The sequence below is a fragment of the Suicoccus acidiformans genome (assembly GCF_003546865.1).
Classification (GTDB): domain Bacteria; phylum Bacillota; class Bacilli; order Lactobacillales; family Aerococcaceae; genus Suicoccus; species Suicoccus acidiformans.
Genome location: NZ_CP023434.1, coordinates 2032080 through 2047263 on the forward strand (window position 1 = coordinate 2032080; position 15184 = coordinate 2047263).

Genomic DNA, 15184 nt, shown 5'->3' on the forward strand with positions numbered 1-15184 from the left:
ATTATGGTCGATAAACCTAGGGGCTTTTCATTACCTGCATGGGCTATTGCTGATCGAATCACTAAACTAGCGCTACCCATAACCCTGCAAGCCGCTTCGACATCTTTGCCCTTCCTTGACGATCATGGTATAAACTACCTTTATAGTCAGCCGACTTTTTACTTACGTGGCAAGTCGTCTGCACATGACTTACAGCTCACAGATGACATTTCGATTCAGTCGCTTTAACTTTTCTCCGACGAAATAAGTCATCAAATTTTTACAATCTAACTAATACATCCGAAACCAAACCCTATATCCACCTATGACGCCTAGATAAGACGAAATCCCTTCGGCATTTCTCCCTACCAAAAACCACTGCCCTTTTCAATTCCTTGAAAAGAGCAGTGGTTGCTTAGTGTTATGGCTTATAATACTCAGTTAATTCCACCACCTGATTAGTGGCAACGGATTGCTTCACGTCAATGATACGCTGGTTGGAACTGCCGCGAAAGACGGGTGGATTCGCTTCATCTCGGTACTCTTTAATATACTGGCCATCGACCACCACATCCACCGCTTGAAGCAACTGTTTGCGCTCATCTGTATCAGGCAAGGCATTCAAAGTTTCATAGAGATAGCCGGTCCACATCCAAATATCTTTCGTCTCACCATAGACCTGGCGCACCTCTTCAACCAAAGGCAACAAGGTCTTGGCATTCAAGGTCGGCTCCCCGCCTAGCAAGGATAAACCTTGAATATAAGCCTTCCCCAAGTCTGCTATAATTAGCGCTTGAAGCTCATCCGTATAGTCAAAGCCATTCCGATAGTCTTGGATAGACTCATTGTAACATTCCTCGCATGCGAAAGGGCAATAAGTCACATAGAGAACATTGCGCACCCCGGGTCCATCGACGAAATTATCCGTCTTGTAATCGGCAACCTTCGTTTCCATATAAGGAATGGAATTCCAGCGATAACTCAAGGTGCTCTGCTCAATAATCTTATTCAAGCGCTCCTCGCGAATCGCCCGAATATCCTCTTTGGAAATATCAGTATAGACACCTTCATTAATCGCTTGAATCATCTCTCTCGTAATCCTCGTCAATTGGGTGTCTCCTCTCTCCAAATATTACATATGCTTAACCCGTGACTCAATTTCTTTCTTACGCCCTCGAACAATCGGACGCGAATTCGGCTCACCCAAGTAACCACAAAGGCGTTTCACCACTTGACTGGTTGCTGGATTACTATTACCACAAGACGGGCATTCAAAACCTTGTTCCGTAGCTTTAAAGTCTCCATTAAAGCCACATTCGAAACACTTATCAATCGGCGAATTGACGCCTAAATAACCTAATTTATCATAGGCATAATCAATAATGGCCTCCATACCTTTCAAGTTATGGACTAAGCTCGGCGCTTCCACATAGGAAATAAAACCACCACTGGTTAACTTAGGATAGGCCGCTTCGAAATCAATCTTCTCAAAAGGCGTAATGTCTTGCTCAGTCGTAAAGTGGAAGGAGTTAGTGTAGTACTCCTTATCCGTCACACCTTCAATATCACCGAATTTCGCCCGGTCGAGACGGCAGAACTTATCCGTCAAACTTTCCGAAGGCGTCCCGTAGTTGGAATAATGCACCCCTTCAGCCTCGCCCCACTGATCGGCCTTATCTTTCATCCGCTGCAGAATTTCAACCGTAAAGTCCTTGGCTCCGTCTATCTGATGCCACTCTGTCGTACCATACATAATCGTCGCCACTTCGTGCAAGCCAATGTAACCTAGAGAAATCGTCCCCCGACGATTACCAAAAGCCTTGTCAAAAGCATTCTCCCCCGCTTGCGTACGCGTCAAAGCTCCTTGTTCAAATAAGATCGGTGCCATGCTGGACTTTAAGTTATCCCGCAAGAAATTGATACGGAAAGCTGCCGCTTCATGTAATAAATCCAGCCGCTCATCAAAGATTTCCCAGAACTTCTCGAAGTCCCCGGCCGATTCTAGGGCAATACGCGGCAAGTTCACCGTCTGTACCCCAGCATTGGCACGACCTTCATTCAAATATTCGCCTGTCTCTGGGTCCACCCAACCTTGCAAGAAAGAGCGACAACCCATAGGGAACTTAAAGCTACCCGTAATATCGATAATCTTCTCTTCAAAAAGATAATCTGGATAAATACGCTTAGCCGTACACTCAAGGGCCAAGTGCTTCACATCATAATTTGGATCGTCCGGCTTTAAATTCACGCCATCTTTAATGACAAATAATAATTTCGGGAAGATAGCCGTCTTATTCTTATTAGGATCGTCACTTTCGCCCAAGCCATGTAAGCGCACCTTGAGAATCGCCTGTTGAATTTCCCGTTCGAAGCGGTTCGTCCCCCGGCCGAAACCAAGACTGACAAAAGGCGTCTGACCTGAGCTGGAACTTAAACTATTAATATCATACTCCAAACCTTCCATCGCCTTATAAATATCCTTGCGAGTCAACTCAAAAGCGACCATCTCCAAAGTCTCTACATCTGTAATATGCGCCGCCAATTCAGCCTGATGCTTCTGGTAGTTCTTCTCCGCAAAAGGCGCCAAGAGCACATCCGCATCTGCGATGGTCTGCCCACCATATTGCACCGAAGCAATACTTTGGATAATCATGGCCAAGTGACGCGTGGCTACCCCAATCGAGCCTGGCGTACCCATATGCGTTCCATTCAACTCAAAGCCATTGTGTAACATATCTTGATAATTCGTCACATTACAGTTCGTCATAGGCGAATACGGGAAGAAGTCCGAATCATGCAAGTGAATATCGCCATTTACATGGGCTTCCCACACTGCTTCCGGCCAAGTCTTAGATCCAATAGCCTTGGCCACAGAACCCGCTGTTAAATCCCGATAAGTGTTAAAGACATTGCTGTCCTTATTCGCATTCTCATGAACCACCGAAGGATCCTTGGCAATTAGCTTGCTGACTTCCCCTTCGATGTCCGGCAGACCTAAACGGTCCATATCCTTACGCAAGCGATAGAGGGTATAGTTCTTAGATGTTTGCGGATACCCCTTCGCCATCAACTTATTCTCTACCAAGCCTTGAATTTCATATACGGATAAACCATCAGATTTCTCGGCAAGAATATGAATTTCGCTAGCAATCTCTGAACCTGCTTGATCCAAGTTCTCGTTAATATCGTTATTCGCTTTATTTATCGCTTGGATAATTTTATCTTCGTCGAAGGCAGTCTTTGCCCCGTTCCGCTTAATTACTTGCATCATGGTGCTCTATCTCCTTATAGTAATGTTCAAACACAATATATTGTGTCTTTGCACCTACTATTACACTACTTATTGGGGAGGAAGTCAAGTCTTTTTATAAGAATTAGGCGTTGTGAAAATAATTTTTGCTTATAAAGGTGAGTGTAGTGCCTTTCCAAGCAGGCGAGAAATTTCAGATCTATCATTCAATGTTTCCACTTGAGCAAATGCGATTGCCTGCATATAATTTAGTTAAGAGACGCCCCAAATCATATCCACCTAGGAAGAAGCTATACGAAACATCCCACTCATTCCCAAGCCTGGCCCAGCTTACCTGCTTTACGCTTGAGGAAGCATAAGAACACCCTATTTCAAAAAAATCATATGGCAAGAGTCTGGATATTGGCTTCACGGCATTTAACGTACTTCAAGCCGTTCCGGGGCACCCATGACAGACAGCACCCGGCGCAAATCAAGGAACACTTCCAACACCTTAATGCCATCAGCTAAATAACACACGTCATTTCTTCCTAAAGGCGAAGCCCATGTATACCAACAAACGACCCCAAAAGCACTGGTTCTATCTCTGCCTAACTCTGACATGGCTTCTCCAGGAGTCTTACAATGCCCAAGGCGAAGAAGCCACCGTCATCCAACCAGACCCCTCACACCACCGCAAACTCAGCCAAACAGAAACTTACCAAGTAGCAGGTGAGCTACTCACTTGGCTGGAGACTCCGGTATAAATACTAAACTATAGTCAACCAACAATAACAGATTAAATTTTACATTTTGTCTAATCAGCTTGCTAAGCCCTGCACAATATTTCCAACAATATTGTTCGAGGTGACTCGATTGAGAAGAGATTGAAAATAACACAAACTGTTGAAGAATTAGGCTTTTGTCGACCAACTATTTATAAGTGCCATTCGAAAAAGCCGAGGAATATTTTATTAAACATGGAAAGTGAAAGAAGCAATTAGATTCGTATATAGATTGAGTTTTACATTGCTTACAAGAATATCCACATTGAACTGCAGCACAAATTAAAGATCGGCTGTTGGTAGGTTATCCAGATTTAAACGTTAATGATTGTACCCTTCGCCTTTTTTGACAAATTTAGGCATAAAGTATCAGATTCCAAAAGCAACGACTCAACGTCAATATGAAGCCATTCTGGCGTTGCCGATGGGATTACAGATGCAATTTGTGGTATTGGCACTAGTGGGCTTATGAAGTAGCAGTATTCACACAATGCTGGAGACACTAAAAGAGGCCCGAAGAAGTATTTATAAAAGCATATAAATACTTACTTCCGGTCTCATTTTTAAATTCAATTACGCAAGGGTCTTGGCAAATAGTTCGAAGAAGGAAATTATATCATTCTTGGAGCAAATAATATCATTTGATTTATCAGGTCAACTCAGCACCCTAAGTCATAGAAGGCCTTCATATCCTCTTCCGGTACCATACTGCCACCCGTCGCCCAAGCTAAGTGGGTCGCATTGTGCATATGGTCTGTAAGTTTATGGCGCTCAAGGTAAGCTTTCCCTTCCGCTGAATGAAGCAAGAGTTGGGGTCCGTACATTCCTGGAGTAGAAGACGGTTCAATCGCAATATCTTCCGTATCGATTAATTTGCTCAGGTAATTATAGGCATCTTGATCGGTAACGGTATAAATACCACTGACAATCTTGGCCATAATTTCTGCCACACCTCTAGAAGCTGTTCCAACCGCAAGTCCATCCATGCCTGTTTGACCACTCAAGGCGAAATCTGTGACTGAAACTTGGCCGTATTGCTCAGTTATTAAGCTCAGTGCCATCGCGGGAATTTGGGTAGGCTCTACGAAGAAGACATGCACATCGTCCCCGAATTGCTCCTTAAATCCATAAGTTATGCCACCTGGGGCACCACCCACCCCACAAGGAATGTACACAAATAACGGATGCTCGCTATCTACCTTAATATCCATCTCGGCTAATTGCTTTGCGACACGTTCACCAGCCACCGCATAGCCGTAAAATAAGTCCATCGAATGCTCATCATCTACAAAGTGAGATTTCGGGTCAGCATCCGACTCTTTACGCCCTTGGGCCACAGCCTCGGTAAAATCGGTATCGTATTCTTTAACGGTATTCCCGTGGTCGCGAAGATAATCTTTCTTCCATTGCTTTGCATCAGATGACATATGAACGGTCGCATTAAAGCCTAGGGCTGCACTCATCACACCGGTCGCAATAGCCAAATTACCCGTAGACCCTACTTGGACTTTAAATTGACTCATATAATCTTGAAATGCATCGCTAGCAAATTTCCGATAATCATCATCGTAGCCAGATAATAAACCTGCTTCCAATGCCTTTTCTTCTGCAAATTTCAACACTTCATGAACAGCTCCTCGAGCCTTGACTGACCCAGCTACCGGCAAGGAATCGTCTCGCTTCAAATAGAGCGTCCCCGAAAGCTCTTGGCCACTCGCTTCTTCAATTGCTTGGGTCATATGCGGAATATGCGTTATTGGGGATTCAATAAGGCCATTATTTGCTTTCGTCTCAGGATACACCAATTCGATAAATGGAGCGAATCGCTTCAATCGATCAGACGCATCTTTAACCCGCTCTGGCTCGGCACTCACCTGTTCCCTGGCCTGGGCATAAGGCAATTGGCCATCATTCAACCAGAACACCTTCTCACCCTCACTCACATTCTCCAGAACAGGCTTAGACTCAATCCATTGGTCAATTGTTTTGCCGGCTACTGTGTTTCCCATTTCCATTCCTCCTAAGTCCATAACTTACTGCGCTCATCAGCATTAAAGCAGACCTTTGAAATCTGCGCGCGTATCCGCTAAGAAATAAATTGTCAAATAACTCTCCATAAGGCGTCAGCCAAAGGCTTGACCTAACTTAAATGCTATGCCATTAGTCTAAAATAAATTGCACCGCGATACAAACAACTTGGCTTGCCAAAGCGCAATGCTAAAGGAATTCTAATCTTTACCATACCAAAAAACCTAGTTACCTCAGGAAGCTTACCATCTATCATGCAGTGGATGGGCCTGTACAAATGCTTGAGGTCAAGCTTAAGATAACAGATACTAGGCTTTGCTCAAACTGCCTTAGGCTTTCGCACTATCCTAAGTAACTCATTGATTAAACAGAAAGCTAGTCCTTGACTACTGAGTAAAGGATTCAGCTGAGAAGCCAACAACCAATTAATTCCGATGTCTCTCCCCTCTTGTGGTTGGGCACACGTCCCTCCTAATATATCCCACTAATAGCACAGAAGTCATTTCTACGACATCCAGCACTTAAATTGACACTAAGCTACAGATTAACATTGATTCTAACGCACAACATTCTGTCACTTATACTTTGCTCTATCTTTTTACCAGGCAGAGTGCTATACTGATTTTATCAAGTCCACTATGTTCACAAGATGTAAAGGAGGATTCACATGCAACTCAAGGACAAAGTCGCAATTATTACAGGGGCAGGCTCAGGTTTTGGCAAGGCTACGAGTGAGCTGTTTGCTGAAGAAGGGGCCAAAGTTGTTGTCGTTGATTATAATCTCGAATCAGCAGAAAAGACCGTAAAAGAAATTCAAGATGCCGGTGGCGAAGCTATTGCTGTTCAAGGCGATGTCAGTCAAGTTGAAGATGTCCAGAACTTTATCCAGAAGGCTATTGATACCTATGGGCAAATTGATGTTTTGTTTAATAATGCTGGAATTTACGCTCCAGGCAATGCCGAAGAGGTAAGCCTAGAAGACTTTAATAAGTCGATTGAAGTCAATGTTAACGGGGTCTTCTATGCTTCTAAATTCGCCATACCTTATTTGAAGAAGACGAAAGGTTGCATTATTTCCACAGCTTCAGCCGGTGGTATTATTGGTTTTCCGGGTGCGGTCGCCTATGGAACAACTAAAGGGGCCGTTATCTCTATGATGAAGGCCATTGCCGTTGATTACGCCATAGACGGGGTACGAGCGAACGCAATCTGCCCAGGGACAGGTGTCACAGGAATGACGTCTGCTTTATTAGAAGACGATGCCATTCGCGAAGGCTTCCTGGCACCTATCCCAATGAAACGCCTAGGCCAACCCGATGACATCGCCAAGGCAGCCCTATTCCTCGCCAGTGATCAAGCAAGCTACATTACAGGCCATGCCCTACCAGTAGACGGTGGTTGGACCATGTCCTAAAGTCGCAAAAAGTCAGCTTTTCAGCTGACTTTTTTGTGTGCTTTTGGGCAAGCATTCATCGTGATTTATACGTCCGCTTGCTGCCAGTCTGTAACTACGCTTCCACACCAATGGTTAATCTATCCGCTAATGCTCCCAGCAATGCGCATACTTACAAGAATAATCTCCTTTGAAATCGCGCTTTAAGACCTCCTGCAGCTATTAAATAAAGAACTGCTTATCCACATTCTTAAAATAAGTATCAAGGCTAATTCCCCATTGGCCGTGATAAATACAATCCCCCTTAGCCATCTCTCTGGCGCTATTCCTCCGCCACACGTAAATCAGCCGTTAAGGCTTGCTACAACTGCAAATCTAATCGCCCACCCTAGGAAAAGCAAATACTTGGCTATGATAACCTTCTCTTTCCGTATAGTCTTTAGTCAAGGCTTGCCGAAACTTACTTTAAACCGTATTACCTTCGAGAAGATCGCTACTTCTTCCCCACTTCCTTTTGCATAAGAAAGCATGCTTAAACATCTTTCCCAACCACAAGCAAGCTCGTTTCAGACACACCTATCTCTTATTACGTTTACTTCATCACAAGCCAGAATATTAGGCGTTGCCAATGTGAATTGACTGATTAAGACCTTTCGGTAAACTAACTCTGCTGGAAAACAAGGTAGAATACATTATTCGACTTAATTATATCTCTCCCATCCCAATTATCGGTTTATTAAACCTTTGAATTAGTACTGCATCATGCTTATAATCTGTTATCTTGCGTTTTTCACATTATAATTTAGATGAAGCAGTCTATTAATAAAGGAGGTTACTGCGATGTCTGAACCGTCTATAAATGGTCCGAAAAGACGTATCTTTACCGGAAGAATCCCGATGGATGGTTAGATAACTTAGGTTTCATGTTTATCTTTTGCGTCTGTGATAGTTTATCCCAATTTATTGGTGACTGGTCTTTTCTGCTTTTTATTGTTTTGTTCGTTGTATACATTCATAGGTACTTTTCTGATAAGTCTGCTGTGGAAGAAATAGAGCCAAATTACATTACGATTCGATTAACCCTTGGAGGATGGTGATATGAAGATTTATGGTATGACTTTTACGTTTATTTATGAAGAAGAAAAAGACTTTTAGAAGTCAGGAAATCGTTTATGCAATGGATAAATTCGTCAATGAAGTCATCACTTATCATAAGCAAGTTATAGAATCGCGTAAGCGGGCATCCCAAGTAGCCGAAACTTCAGAAACATCTGCAACAAACTCCAACGTACCAATATCGGCCTTTAAAGAATCGATTGAAGCTTTACCAGATTGTCAACCCGCGACTTCATATTTTAAGTCGGGGAAGATTTCGTTTTTTACTGAGTATACTTATCACGCGTAGATGAAAGATTTGCCGAGGTTCGGGAAGAGTGGCGCCGGAACTATCTTGAATCTTTGCAAACATCTCGTACGACCCTCCTGGGTTGCTCTAGTCTTATCGCCCTTCAGCACTTTCTTCTCAACACTAATTTCATGGAAGGTTTTGCAGTCTTCATGTTCTTTATTCCCATTCTGTTATGTCTATACTTACTTTCAATAATCCATGATTGTCGTAAGAGTTTAAAGCACGTAGACCAATCCTTTGACCTTATCAGTGATAATTTGCTTATACTGGAAATTAGCGCGGATAGTATCTTCCGACAAAAGCTAGAAGCAAGCAAGCGCTCCAAAGAGAAGCAGCAAGATGACTTGAAGAAACACCGCAAGCGGCGCGTCAAATTCAAGAATATATCTGGAATGAAATTAAAAGTTACAAGTGGCTAGAAGACGTTTATCACAAAGCATATATCAAGGCTAATCTTCGGGAAATCCATAGACATGCACTGCTGCTTAAGCTTACCAACGGTCAAACAATGAGGGGCACCTTACCCAATTGGTCTGAGACAGCCCACTCTACACACGCTTTCCAAAGGGATTTACAAAAGATTTATGATGCGGCGAAAGGACATGACTTAACGTGAACGTTGCTATGACCTCAGCTTCGATAAATTCAGCAATGGTTCCCTTCACAATACCCTGGCGATTAGCACACAAATATCGCAAAAAATATCCGCTTAAGGCAGTTAGCCTTTCCAAATGTCTACTTTAAGGGGAACATCCCTAACGAATCTCTCACAAAGTTGCTTGTTAAGTTAATTATAAAACCCACTATTTTTGGCATAGATGATTATCCAATGACTACAGATTCACACTATTCACCTTGCCTTGGTAGTTCTTGATAAATCACCTGTTGGCTTAGGAAATCGCGCAGAATGGTGCCATAATTCTGTCCTATTTTGGCAAGGCTAAGGTTTCCTGCAATAACTTCGATTAGAATAAAGGCAGTGTTATTTACGAGCAATAATAACATTCGTGGTGAATTATGTTATAATGCTTATGAGGTGGTTTGAATGTATACAACTAGAACACGAAAGCAAGGTAATTCAATCGTCGTGACCCTACCGGCGAGTGAGGAGTACCCTATCGCAAGCCAGAAAGAATACTTTGTCTTCTATCATGAAGATGGAACGGTTACGCTTGTCCCTAAGATTGATAATCCTTTCTTAATTGCTGAAGAAGGCGCATATTATGATAGTGAAGTCTGGGAGGATATGCCAAGAGCTGGGGAAGAACTACTATGAGTTATATTCCAGAGAAAGGTGATATCGTATGGCTTGACTTCGACCCTGCTGCGGGTAAGGAAATCCAAAAGTGTAGACCAGCCTTAGTAATCTCACACATTGCTTTCAATCGCACAACCTATTTCGCAGTCGTCTGTCCCATTACCACTACATTTCGAAAGTTCCCCACACATGTCCCCCTACCGAAACAGCTGAATACGGCAGGCTATGTGGTTGTGTCCCAACTTAAGTCGATTGATTTCAAAGTAAGAAATATCGCCTTTATCGAAAAAGTTCCAACCTTCTACTTGAAGCAAATTGACCAGTTAGTTGAATATATTTTTAGTAAGGATTGATCCGCTTCATCTCCGCTGAGTAGCATTAGGTAAGATTGAGGAGCTGAAATGAATTAACAAAGTGAAGGTTACATATGAATATCCTCAAGAGAACAAGGCCTTATCACTGAAAGGATGCAAAGCTTGCCCATTTATGAAATAAGAGCAGCCACTAGAAAGCCCCCTAAGGTAGTTTGCTTTTGCAGCGTCTACCTTAAGGGGCACAATATGTCTTACACTGGGAATTAACCTACATTATTCAAATACTTTCACAACATAAATAGAAGCTGATGCGAAGACGATATGCTCATATTGCAGTTTAAATCTGAGAATATCACCGACTTGGTAGCTTCCCTCGGCATTTGTCACATCAATAATGGTATGGTCACTGCTTCCGCCAATAAGGCGAATCCCCTCATCTTCCGGCAACAGCTTCATCATATCGCCAATATCTTGACGACCAACCGCAAGGAGGGCCCGCTGGTGTTCGCCGATATCTTCATAAACCGGCCGATTATTAAAAGCATCGAGGGTAATCGTTCCAACAGGGTGGCTCGGCTTCGTCTTCAGCTCAACAATTTCAGCTTCTAAGATGATTGCATCATCATGCATCCCTTCAAAGTGATAGTCATAATAGAGTTCCATATCCCTTAAGAAGATCGCATCACCAATCCGGACATGATTAATGCCGGAGACGATACTCCCGTCATGAATTAAAGGCAGGGTGGTGGTTGAACCCCCAGACACCCAGTCGAGCGGGCGGCCGATCCTTGCTTCAATTTGCCTTGCAATCTGAACCAGTGTCCCTAAATTCTCTGCGTCCGGTACAATGGAACCGTAACAACCGAGATTCGTGCCGATTCCCTTTAAATTCAGCGCTTTACAGTCTTCCTCAATCCACAAGGCGGTGTTAATGAGCTCTGCTGTATTATAATACCCTTCACGTAAGTCACCCAAATCTTGCATTAAAATAACATCATGGATTTGAATCTGTATATACACTCAATGAGAAGAAAATTGTCGAAGAAGCTAAATATGATGGCTTTTATTGCGTGTGCACTAATTTAGAAGGCGATACTGAAAAAATCGTTGCAATTAATCACCAGCGCTGGGAAATAGAAGAAAGTTTCCGGATAATGAAAACAGAATTTAAAGCACGACCTGTTTATCTACATCGTGAAACTCGTATAGAGGCTCACTTCTTAGTCTGTTTTATTGCCCTTCTTGTGTATCGTATCGTCTCCCAATTATTAGGCGATCAATAATACTTGTTCTGAGATTTTACAATGCTTAGAAGAGATGAGATGGTTTGAAATACAAGGCGAGGGATATATCCCTGCGTATCAACGTACACCTTTAACGGATCAGTTACATTCTATCTTTCCTTTTCGAACAGACTATCAATTTATTGGTGACAAAGAATTTAATAAGATAAAAAAACTTTCAGCCTCAGGTAAAATAAACAAATAGTACGCTTTTTTCAGCAAAAAGAAAACCGCCTAAAAGACTGTTAAATCAGGCTTATAGGCGTTTTTTTGCTTTTGAAAGTGTCAAAGACGAGATAATGTACCAAGATAAATTAGATTTGTCAATTAGTTTTAATCATCTTTTAATTTATGGCAATTCCCGTCCCTTCGCGAATGTGATGATAGCTTAGCATTCACACTCCATCATCCACACAATCCTTTCTTAGAAAAATAACCATCAACCTTGATTACCGTCAATTCCTTCTCCCGCAAGCCTTGTTAAGATAAGACTAAGGAAACCAAACAGAGGAGGAAAAATCATGCAGAAACTTATATTCCGAAATAAAAACACAATAATGTGGATGCAAGCAGTCCTTATTATCATCGCCCTTGTCAGTCACTACGCCCTACACCAACACCCTATCGCTCAAGTCACTTTTCTTATTGCAGGTATTCTTGGGCTTCTGCCCTTAACGACGCAAGCAATATCGGCACTTCAAGTTAAAGTGGTCTCGATTGATGTGCTCGTCGCCATTGCCGCCATTGGCGCTCTCTTCATTCAGAACTATGAAGAATCCGCCATCGTCACTTTCTTATTCTTATTCGGTTCCTGGCTTGAAGGCAGAACACTCAACTATACGCGCGCTTCCATTAAAGAGTTAACCGATATGGCACCTGAGCAGGCTTGGGTCCAACAGGACGATGGGTCATTCCAGCAAGAAGTGGTCGACTTGGTGGATGAAGGCGATATTATTCTCGTCAAGACCGGCGGGAAAGTCCCCGTAGACGGCCGGATTATTCAAGGAAGTGGACTGCTCAACGAAGCATCGATTACGGGCGAATCCCTCCCGGTGAATAAGCATTCTGGTGAGCAAGTCTTTGCTGGAACGATTTTAGAGAATGGAACCCTTCACCTGGAAGCAACTGCAGTGGGTGAGGATACAACCTTTGGCCGCATCATTGAGCTCGTTGAAGAAGCGCAAGACTCAAGGTCCGCAGCCGAGAAATTCATCGACCGCTTTGCCAAGTGGTACACACCTGTTGTCCTAATGCTAGGCTTAGTCATCGGTGTCATCACGCGTAACGCTGAATTAGCTATTACCATCCTAGTCCTCGGTTGTCCCGGGGCGCTGGTGATTGGCGTGCCGGTTTCAAACGTTGCAGGGATTGGCAATGGCGCGAAGAATGGTATTTTGCTAAAGGGGTCTGAAGTCATTCAAGACTTTGCGAGCGTTGATACCATTATCTTTGACAAGACAGGCACGCTAACGGTCGGCAATCCTGAGGTGGCAGACGAAAGACATTATGCCGGCTTTACCGACCAGGCGATGACTTATGTCGCTGCCGTTGAAGCGTCGTCAAATCACCCCCTGGCCCAGGCCATTGTTAAGCATCTGAACATCACGAATCTGCCATCGGTGGACCAAACCGACGTCATCAAAGGAGGTGGGATTGTCAGTCAAGTCGCCGGCCATACCCTTGCGATCGGGAACTTATATTTAATGGAAAACTTAGATTATGCCATTTCCACCGAAGTGGAAGAGGATGTAATGGCTTTCCAAGAACGCGGTAATTCCATTGTCTTAATCGCTGTTGATGGCATAATTATTGCCTTAATGGGCATCCGCGACCAAATTCGCCCAGATGTGAAGGCGCAACTTGCTCAAATGAAACAGCTAGGCGTCCAAAACTTAGTCGTCGCTTCAGGTGATAATCAAGGAACGGTTGATTTAGTAGCGCGTGAATTAGGTTTGACGGAGGCCAAGGGACATATGCTCCCGGAAGATAAGGCCGATTATGTTAAAGCACTTCAAGCCCAAGGACAAATTGTAGCCTTTGTCGGCGATGGGGTTAATGATGCACCTTCCCTTGCACTGGCAGATATTGGTATCGCGATGGGGTCGGGAACCGACGTTGCCATCGAAACCTCGGATGTTGTCCTTGTCAATTCTGACTTTGACCACTTGAATCACGCCCTCGGCTTAACCAAAGCCACCGATCGCAATATGAAACAGAATATCTTTATCGCTGTCGGCGTTGTTATTCTTCTACTTGCGATGTTGTTCTTCACCAATTGGATGGATATGGCCATTGGCATGTTAATTCATGAAGGTTCTATTCTCGTCGTGATTATGAACGCTATACGCCTATTATCTTTTAAATTACGCCGAACTTGATACAGGTCAAGGAAGTCATGGGGAAAGCCTTGTATACTATTAGTAAATAAGGAGGAGATAAATATGAAGAAAGCAGTATTACAATTAGAAACGTTAACGTGCCCGTCATGTCTACAGAAAATCGAAGCCGGTGTCAAAGGGGTCGAAGGCGTAGACGCAGAGAGCATCCAAGTGCTCTTTAATGCGAGCAAGGTGAAAGTTAACTTTGACGCTAACCAAACATCAATTGAAGCAATTGAAGCAGCCATTGAACAGTTAGGCTATGAAGTTCTAAAGTCTAATGTAAAAGCCGCTTAAAAGCTGTCAAACGTAATTCCCTCGGAATCTACGAAGTACTTTTAGCGATTTCTAAGTCATTTAGTCGGTATTTTCACGCTAAAATCACAATAATTTATCGCCACTAACGAAATGTAGCGAATATGATTGGCGAAGTTTAAGTTGTATACCCATTATGAGTAGGTCCTTTATTTTGGGTCTTGGATTAGTCATCCAGGTCCATGATAAAGGATTTTTTTGTTGTATTATGTGATTAATATGCAAATTATAATAGGAGACTTGGGAAGTATAATAAGTGATAGCGTGCGCAGAATAGAAAACATTGTATACTTAACCAAATAGATGAAAGGAAATGCACCATGAATTTATACAAAGCAGTCGTCGACAAATTAGCTGAGTTGAACATAAACTTCGAACTTGTAGAACACGAGCTCGTCTTCACCACTGAGCAAGCTAATGCCTTCATCTTGGTATTGAAGGGGTGCGCACCAAGACCATGTTCCTGACAAATTGAAAGAAAAGGAATTATTATCTGCTCATCATGGATGATTACAAACGATTAGATATGGCCAAGTTCGCTGAAATCGTTAAGCAAAAGAAAATCAAAATGGCTTCAGAAGACTTATTGCAAGACAAGCTAGGACTCCCTGCTGGAACGGTCTCCCCTTTGGCCTCTCTACAATCAAGATAAGGACGTTAAAGTATACCTCGACCAGGCCATCATCAATGAGGAGAGAATGTGCTTCCATCCGAACACCAATGAGAAGACCATCTTTATCACGACGGACGACTTAATGAAATTCCTCGAAGATATCGACTACTCCCCAAGCATCATTGACCTATCTTGAGTAGG

11 protein-coding genes and 2 pseudogenes are annotated in these 15184 nt (G+C 43.1%); 9 read left to right on the forward strand and 4 right to left on the reverse strand.

The features are described from left to right. Positions 1 to 400: 400 nt before the first annotated feature. Complete coding sequence (gene nrdG, locus CL176_RS09515; RefSeq protein WP_240430504.1) at positions 401 to 1087, reverse strand: anaerobic ribonucleoside-triphosphate reductase activating protein; 687 nt, start codon at positions 1085 to 1087, stop codon at positions 401 to 403. A 24-nt stretch (positions 1088 to 1111) separates the two neighbouring features. Then, positions 1112 to 3250: an anaerobic ribonucleoside-triphosphate reductase gene (nrdD, locus tag CL176_RS09520; RefSeq protein WP_118991101.1), complete on the reverse strand. Its 2139-nt coding sequence runs from the start codon at positions 3248 to 3250 to the stop codon at positions 1112 to 1114. Positions 3251 to 3774: 524 nt separating this feature from the next. On the opposite strand from nrdD, the gene CL176_RS12350 reads away from it, so the two are divergent. Then, a complete protein-coding gene (locus CL176_RS12350; RefSeq protein WP_162890937.1) occupies positions 3775 to 3975 on the forward strand; it encodes a hypothetical protein in 201 nt (66 codons plus the stop codon). Between the two features lie 677 nt (positions 3976 to 4652). Here CL176_RS12350 and CL176_RS09525 read toward each other — a convergent pair. Continuing rightward, positions 4653 to 6002, reverse strand: a complete 1350-nt coding sequence (locus CL176_RS09525) for a D-serine ammonia-lyase (RefSeq protein WP_118991102.1) — start codon at positions 6000 to 6002, stop codon at positions 4653 to 4655. A 686-nt stretch (positions 6003 to 6688) separates the two neighbouring features. Here CL176_RS09525 and budC point away from each other — a divergent pair. From budC to CL176_RS09545, 4 genes are all read left to right on the forward strand, one after another. After that, positions 6689 to 7435: a meso-2,3-butanediol dehydrogenase gene (budC, locus tag CL176_RS09530; RefSeq protein WP_118991103.1), complete on the forward strand. Its 747-nt coding sequence runs from the start codon at positions 6689 to 6691 to the stop codon at positions 7433 to 7435. Positions 7436 to 8591: 1156 nt separating this feature from the next. Then, positions 8592 to 8819 carry a hypothetical protein gene (locus tag CL176_RS12355; protein ID WP_162890938.1) on the forward strand — a complete coding sequence of 76 codons (228 nt, stop codon included), beginning with the start codon at positions 8592 to 8594 and terminating at the stop codon, positions 8817 to 8819. A gap of 1048 nt (positions 8820 to 9867) precedes the next feature. Beyond that, a complete protein-coding gene (mazE, locus tag CL176_RS09540; protein WP_118991105.1) occupies positions 9868 to 10098 on the forward strand; it encodes a type II toxin-antitoxin system PemI/MazE family antitoxin in 231 nt (76 codons plus the stop codon). Then, positions 10095 to 10433: a type II toxin-antitoxin system PemK/MazF family toxin gene (locus CL176_RS09545; RefSeq protein ID WP_118991106.1), complete on the forward strand. Its 339-nt coding sequence runs from the start codon at positions 10095 to 10097 to the stop codon at positions 10431 to 10433. The genes mazE and CL176_RS09545 overlap by 4 nt, the downstream gene beginning before the upstream one ends. A 234-nt stretch (positions 10434 to 10667) precedes the next feature. Here CL176_RS09545 and CL176_RS09550 read toward each other — a convergent pair whose 3' ends face one another. Continuing rightward, the gene (locus CL176_RS09550; RefSeq protein ID WP_118991107.1) at positions 10668 to 11378 is read right to left on the reverse strand and encodes a type III PLP-dependent enzyme domain-containing protein; all 711 of its coding nucleotides are present in this window, start codon (positions 11376 to 11378) and stop codon (positions 10668 to 10670) included. 20 nt (positions 11379 to 11398) lie between these two features. Here CL176_RS09550 and CL176_RS13095 point away from each other — a divergent pair. The 4 genes and pseudogenes from CL176_RS13095 to CL176_RS09570 all read left to right on the forward strand — a co-directional run. Then, positions 11399 to 11882 (forward strand): annotated as a pseudogene (locus CL176_RS13095) (IS1634 family transposase); the annotation flags it as partial. A 316-nt stretch (positions 11883 to 12198) separates the two neighbouring features. Next, positions 12199 to 14055, forward strand: coding sequence for a heavy metal translocating P-type ATPase (locus CL176_RS09560; RefSeq protein WP_118991109.1), 1857 nt, complete (start codon positions 12199 to 12201; stop codon positions 14053 to 14055). Positions 14056 to 14118: 63 nt separating this feature from the next. Continuing rightward, a complete protein-coding gene (locus CL176_RS09565) occupies positions 14119 to 14352 on the forward strand; it encodes a heavy-metal-associated domain-containing protein (protein WP_118991110.1) in 234 nt (77 codons plus the stop codon). Positions 14353 to 14690: 338 nt separating this feature from the next. Continuing rightward, positions 14691 to 15179 (forward strand): annotated as a pseudogene (locus CL176_RS09570) (prolyl-tRNA synthetase associated domain-containing protein). Positions 15180 to 15184: the final 5 nt, after the last annotated feature.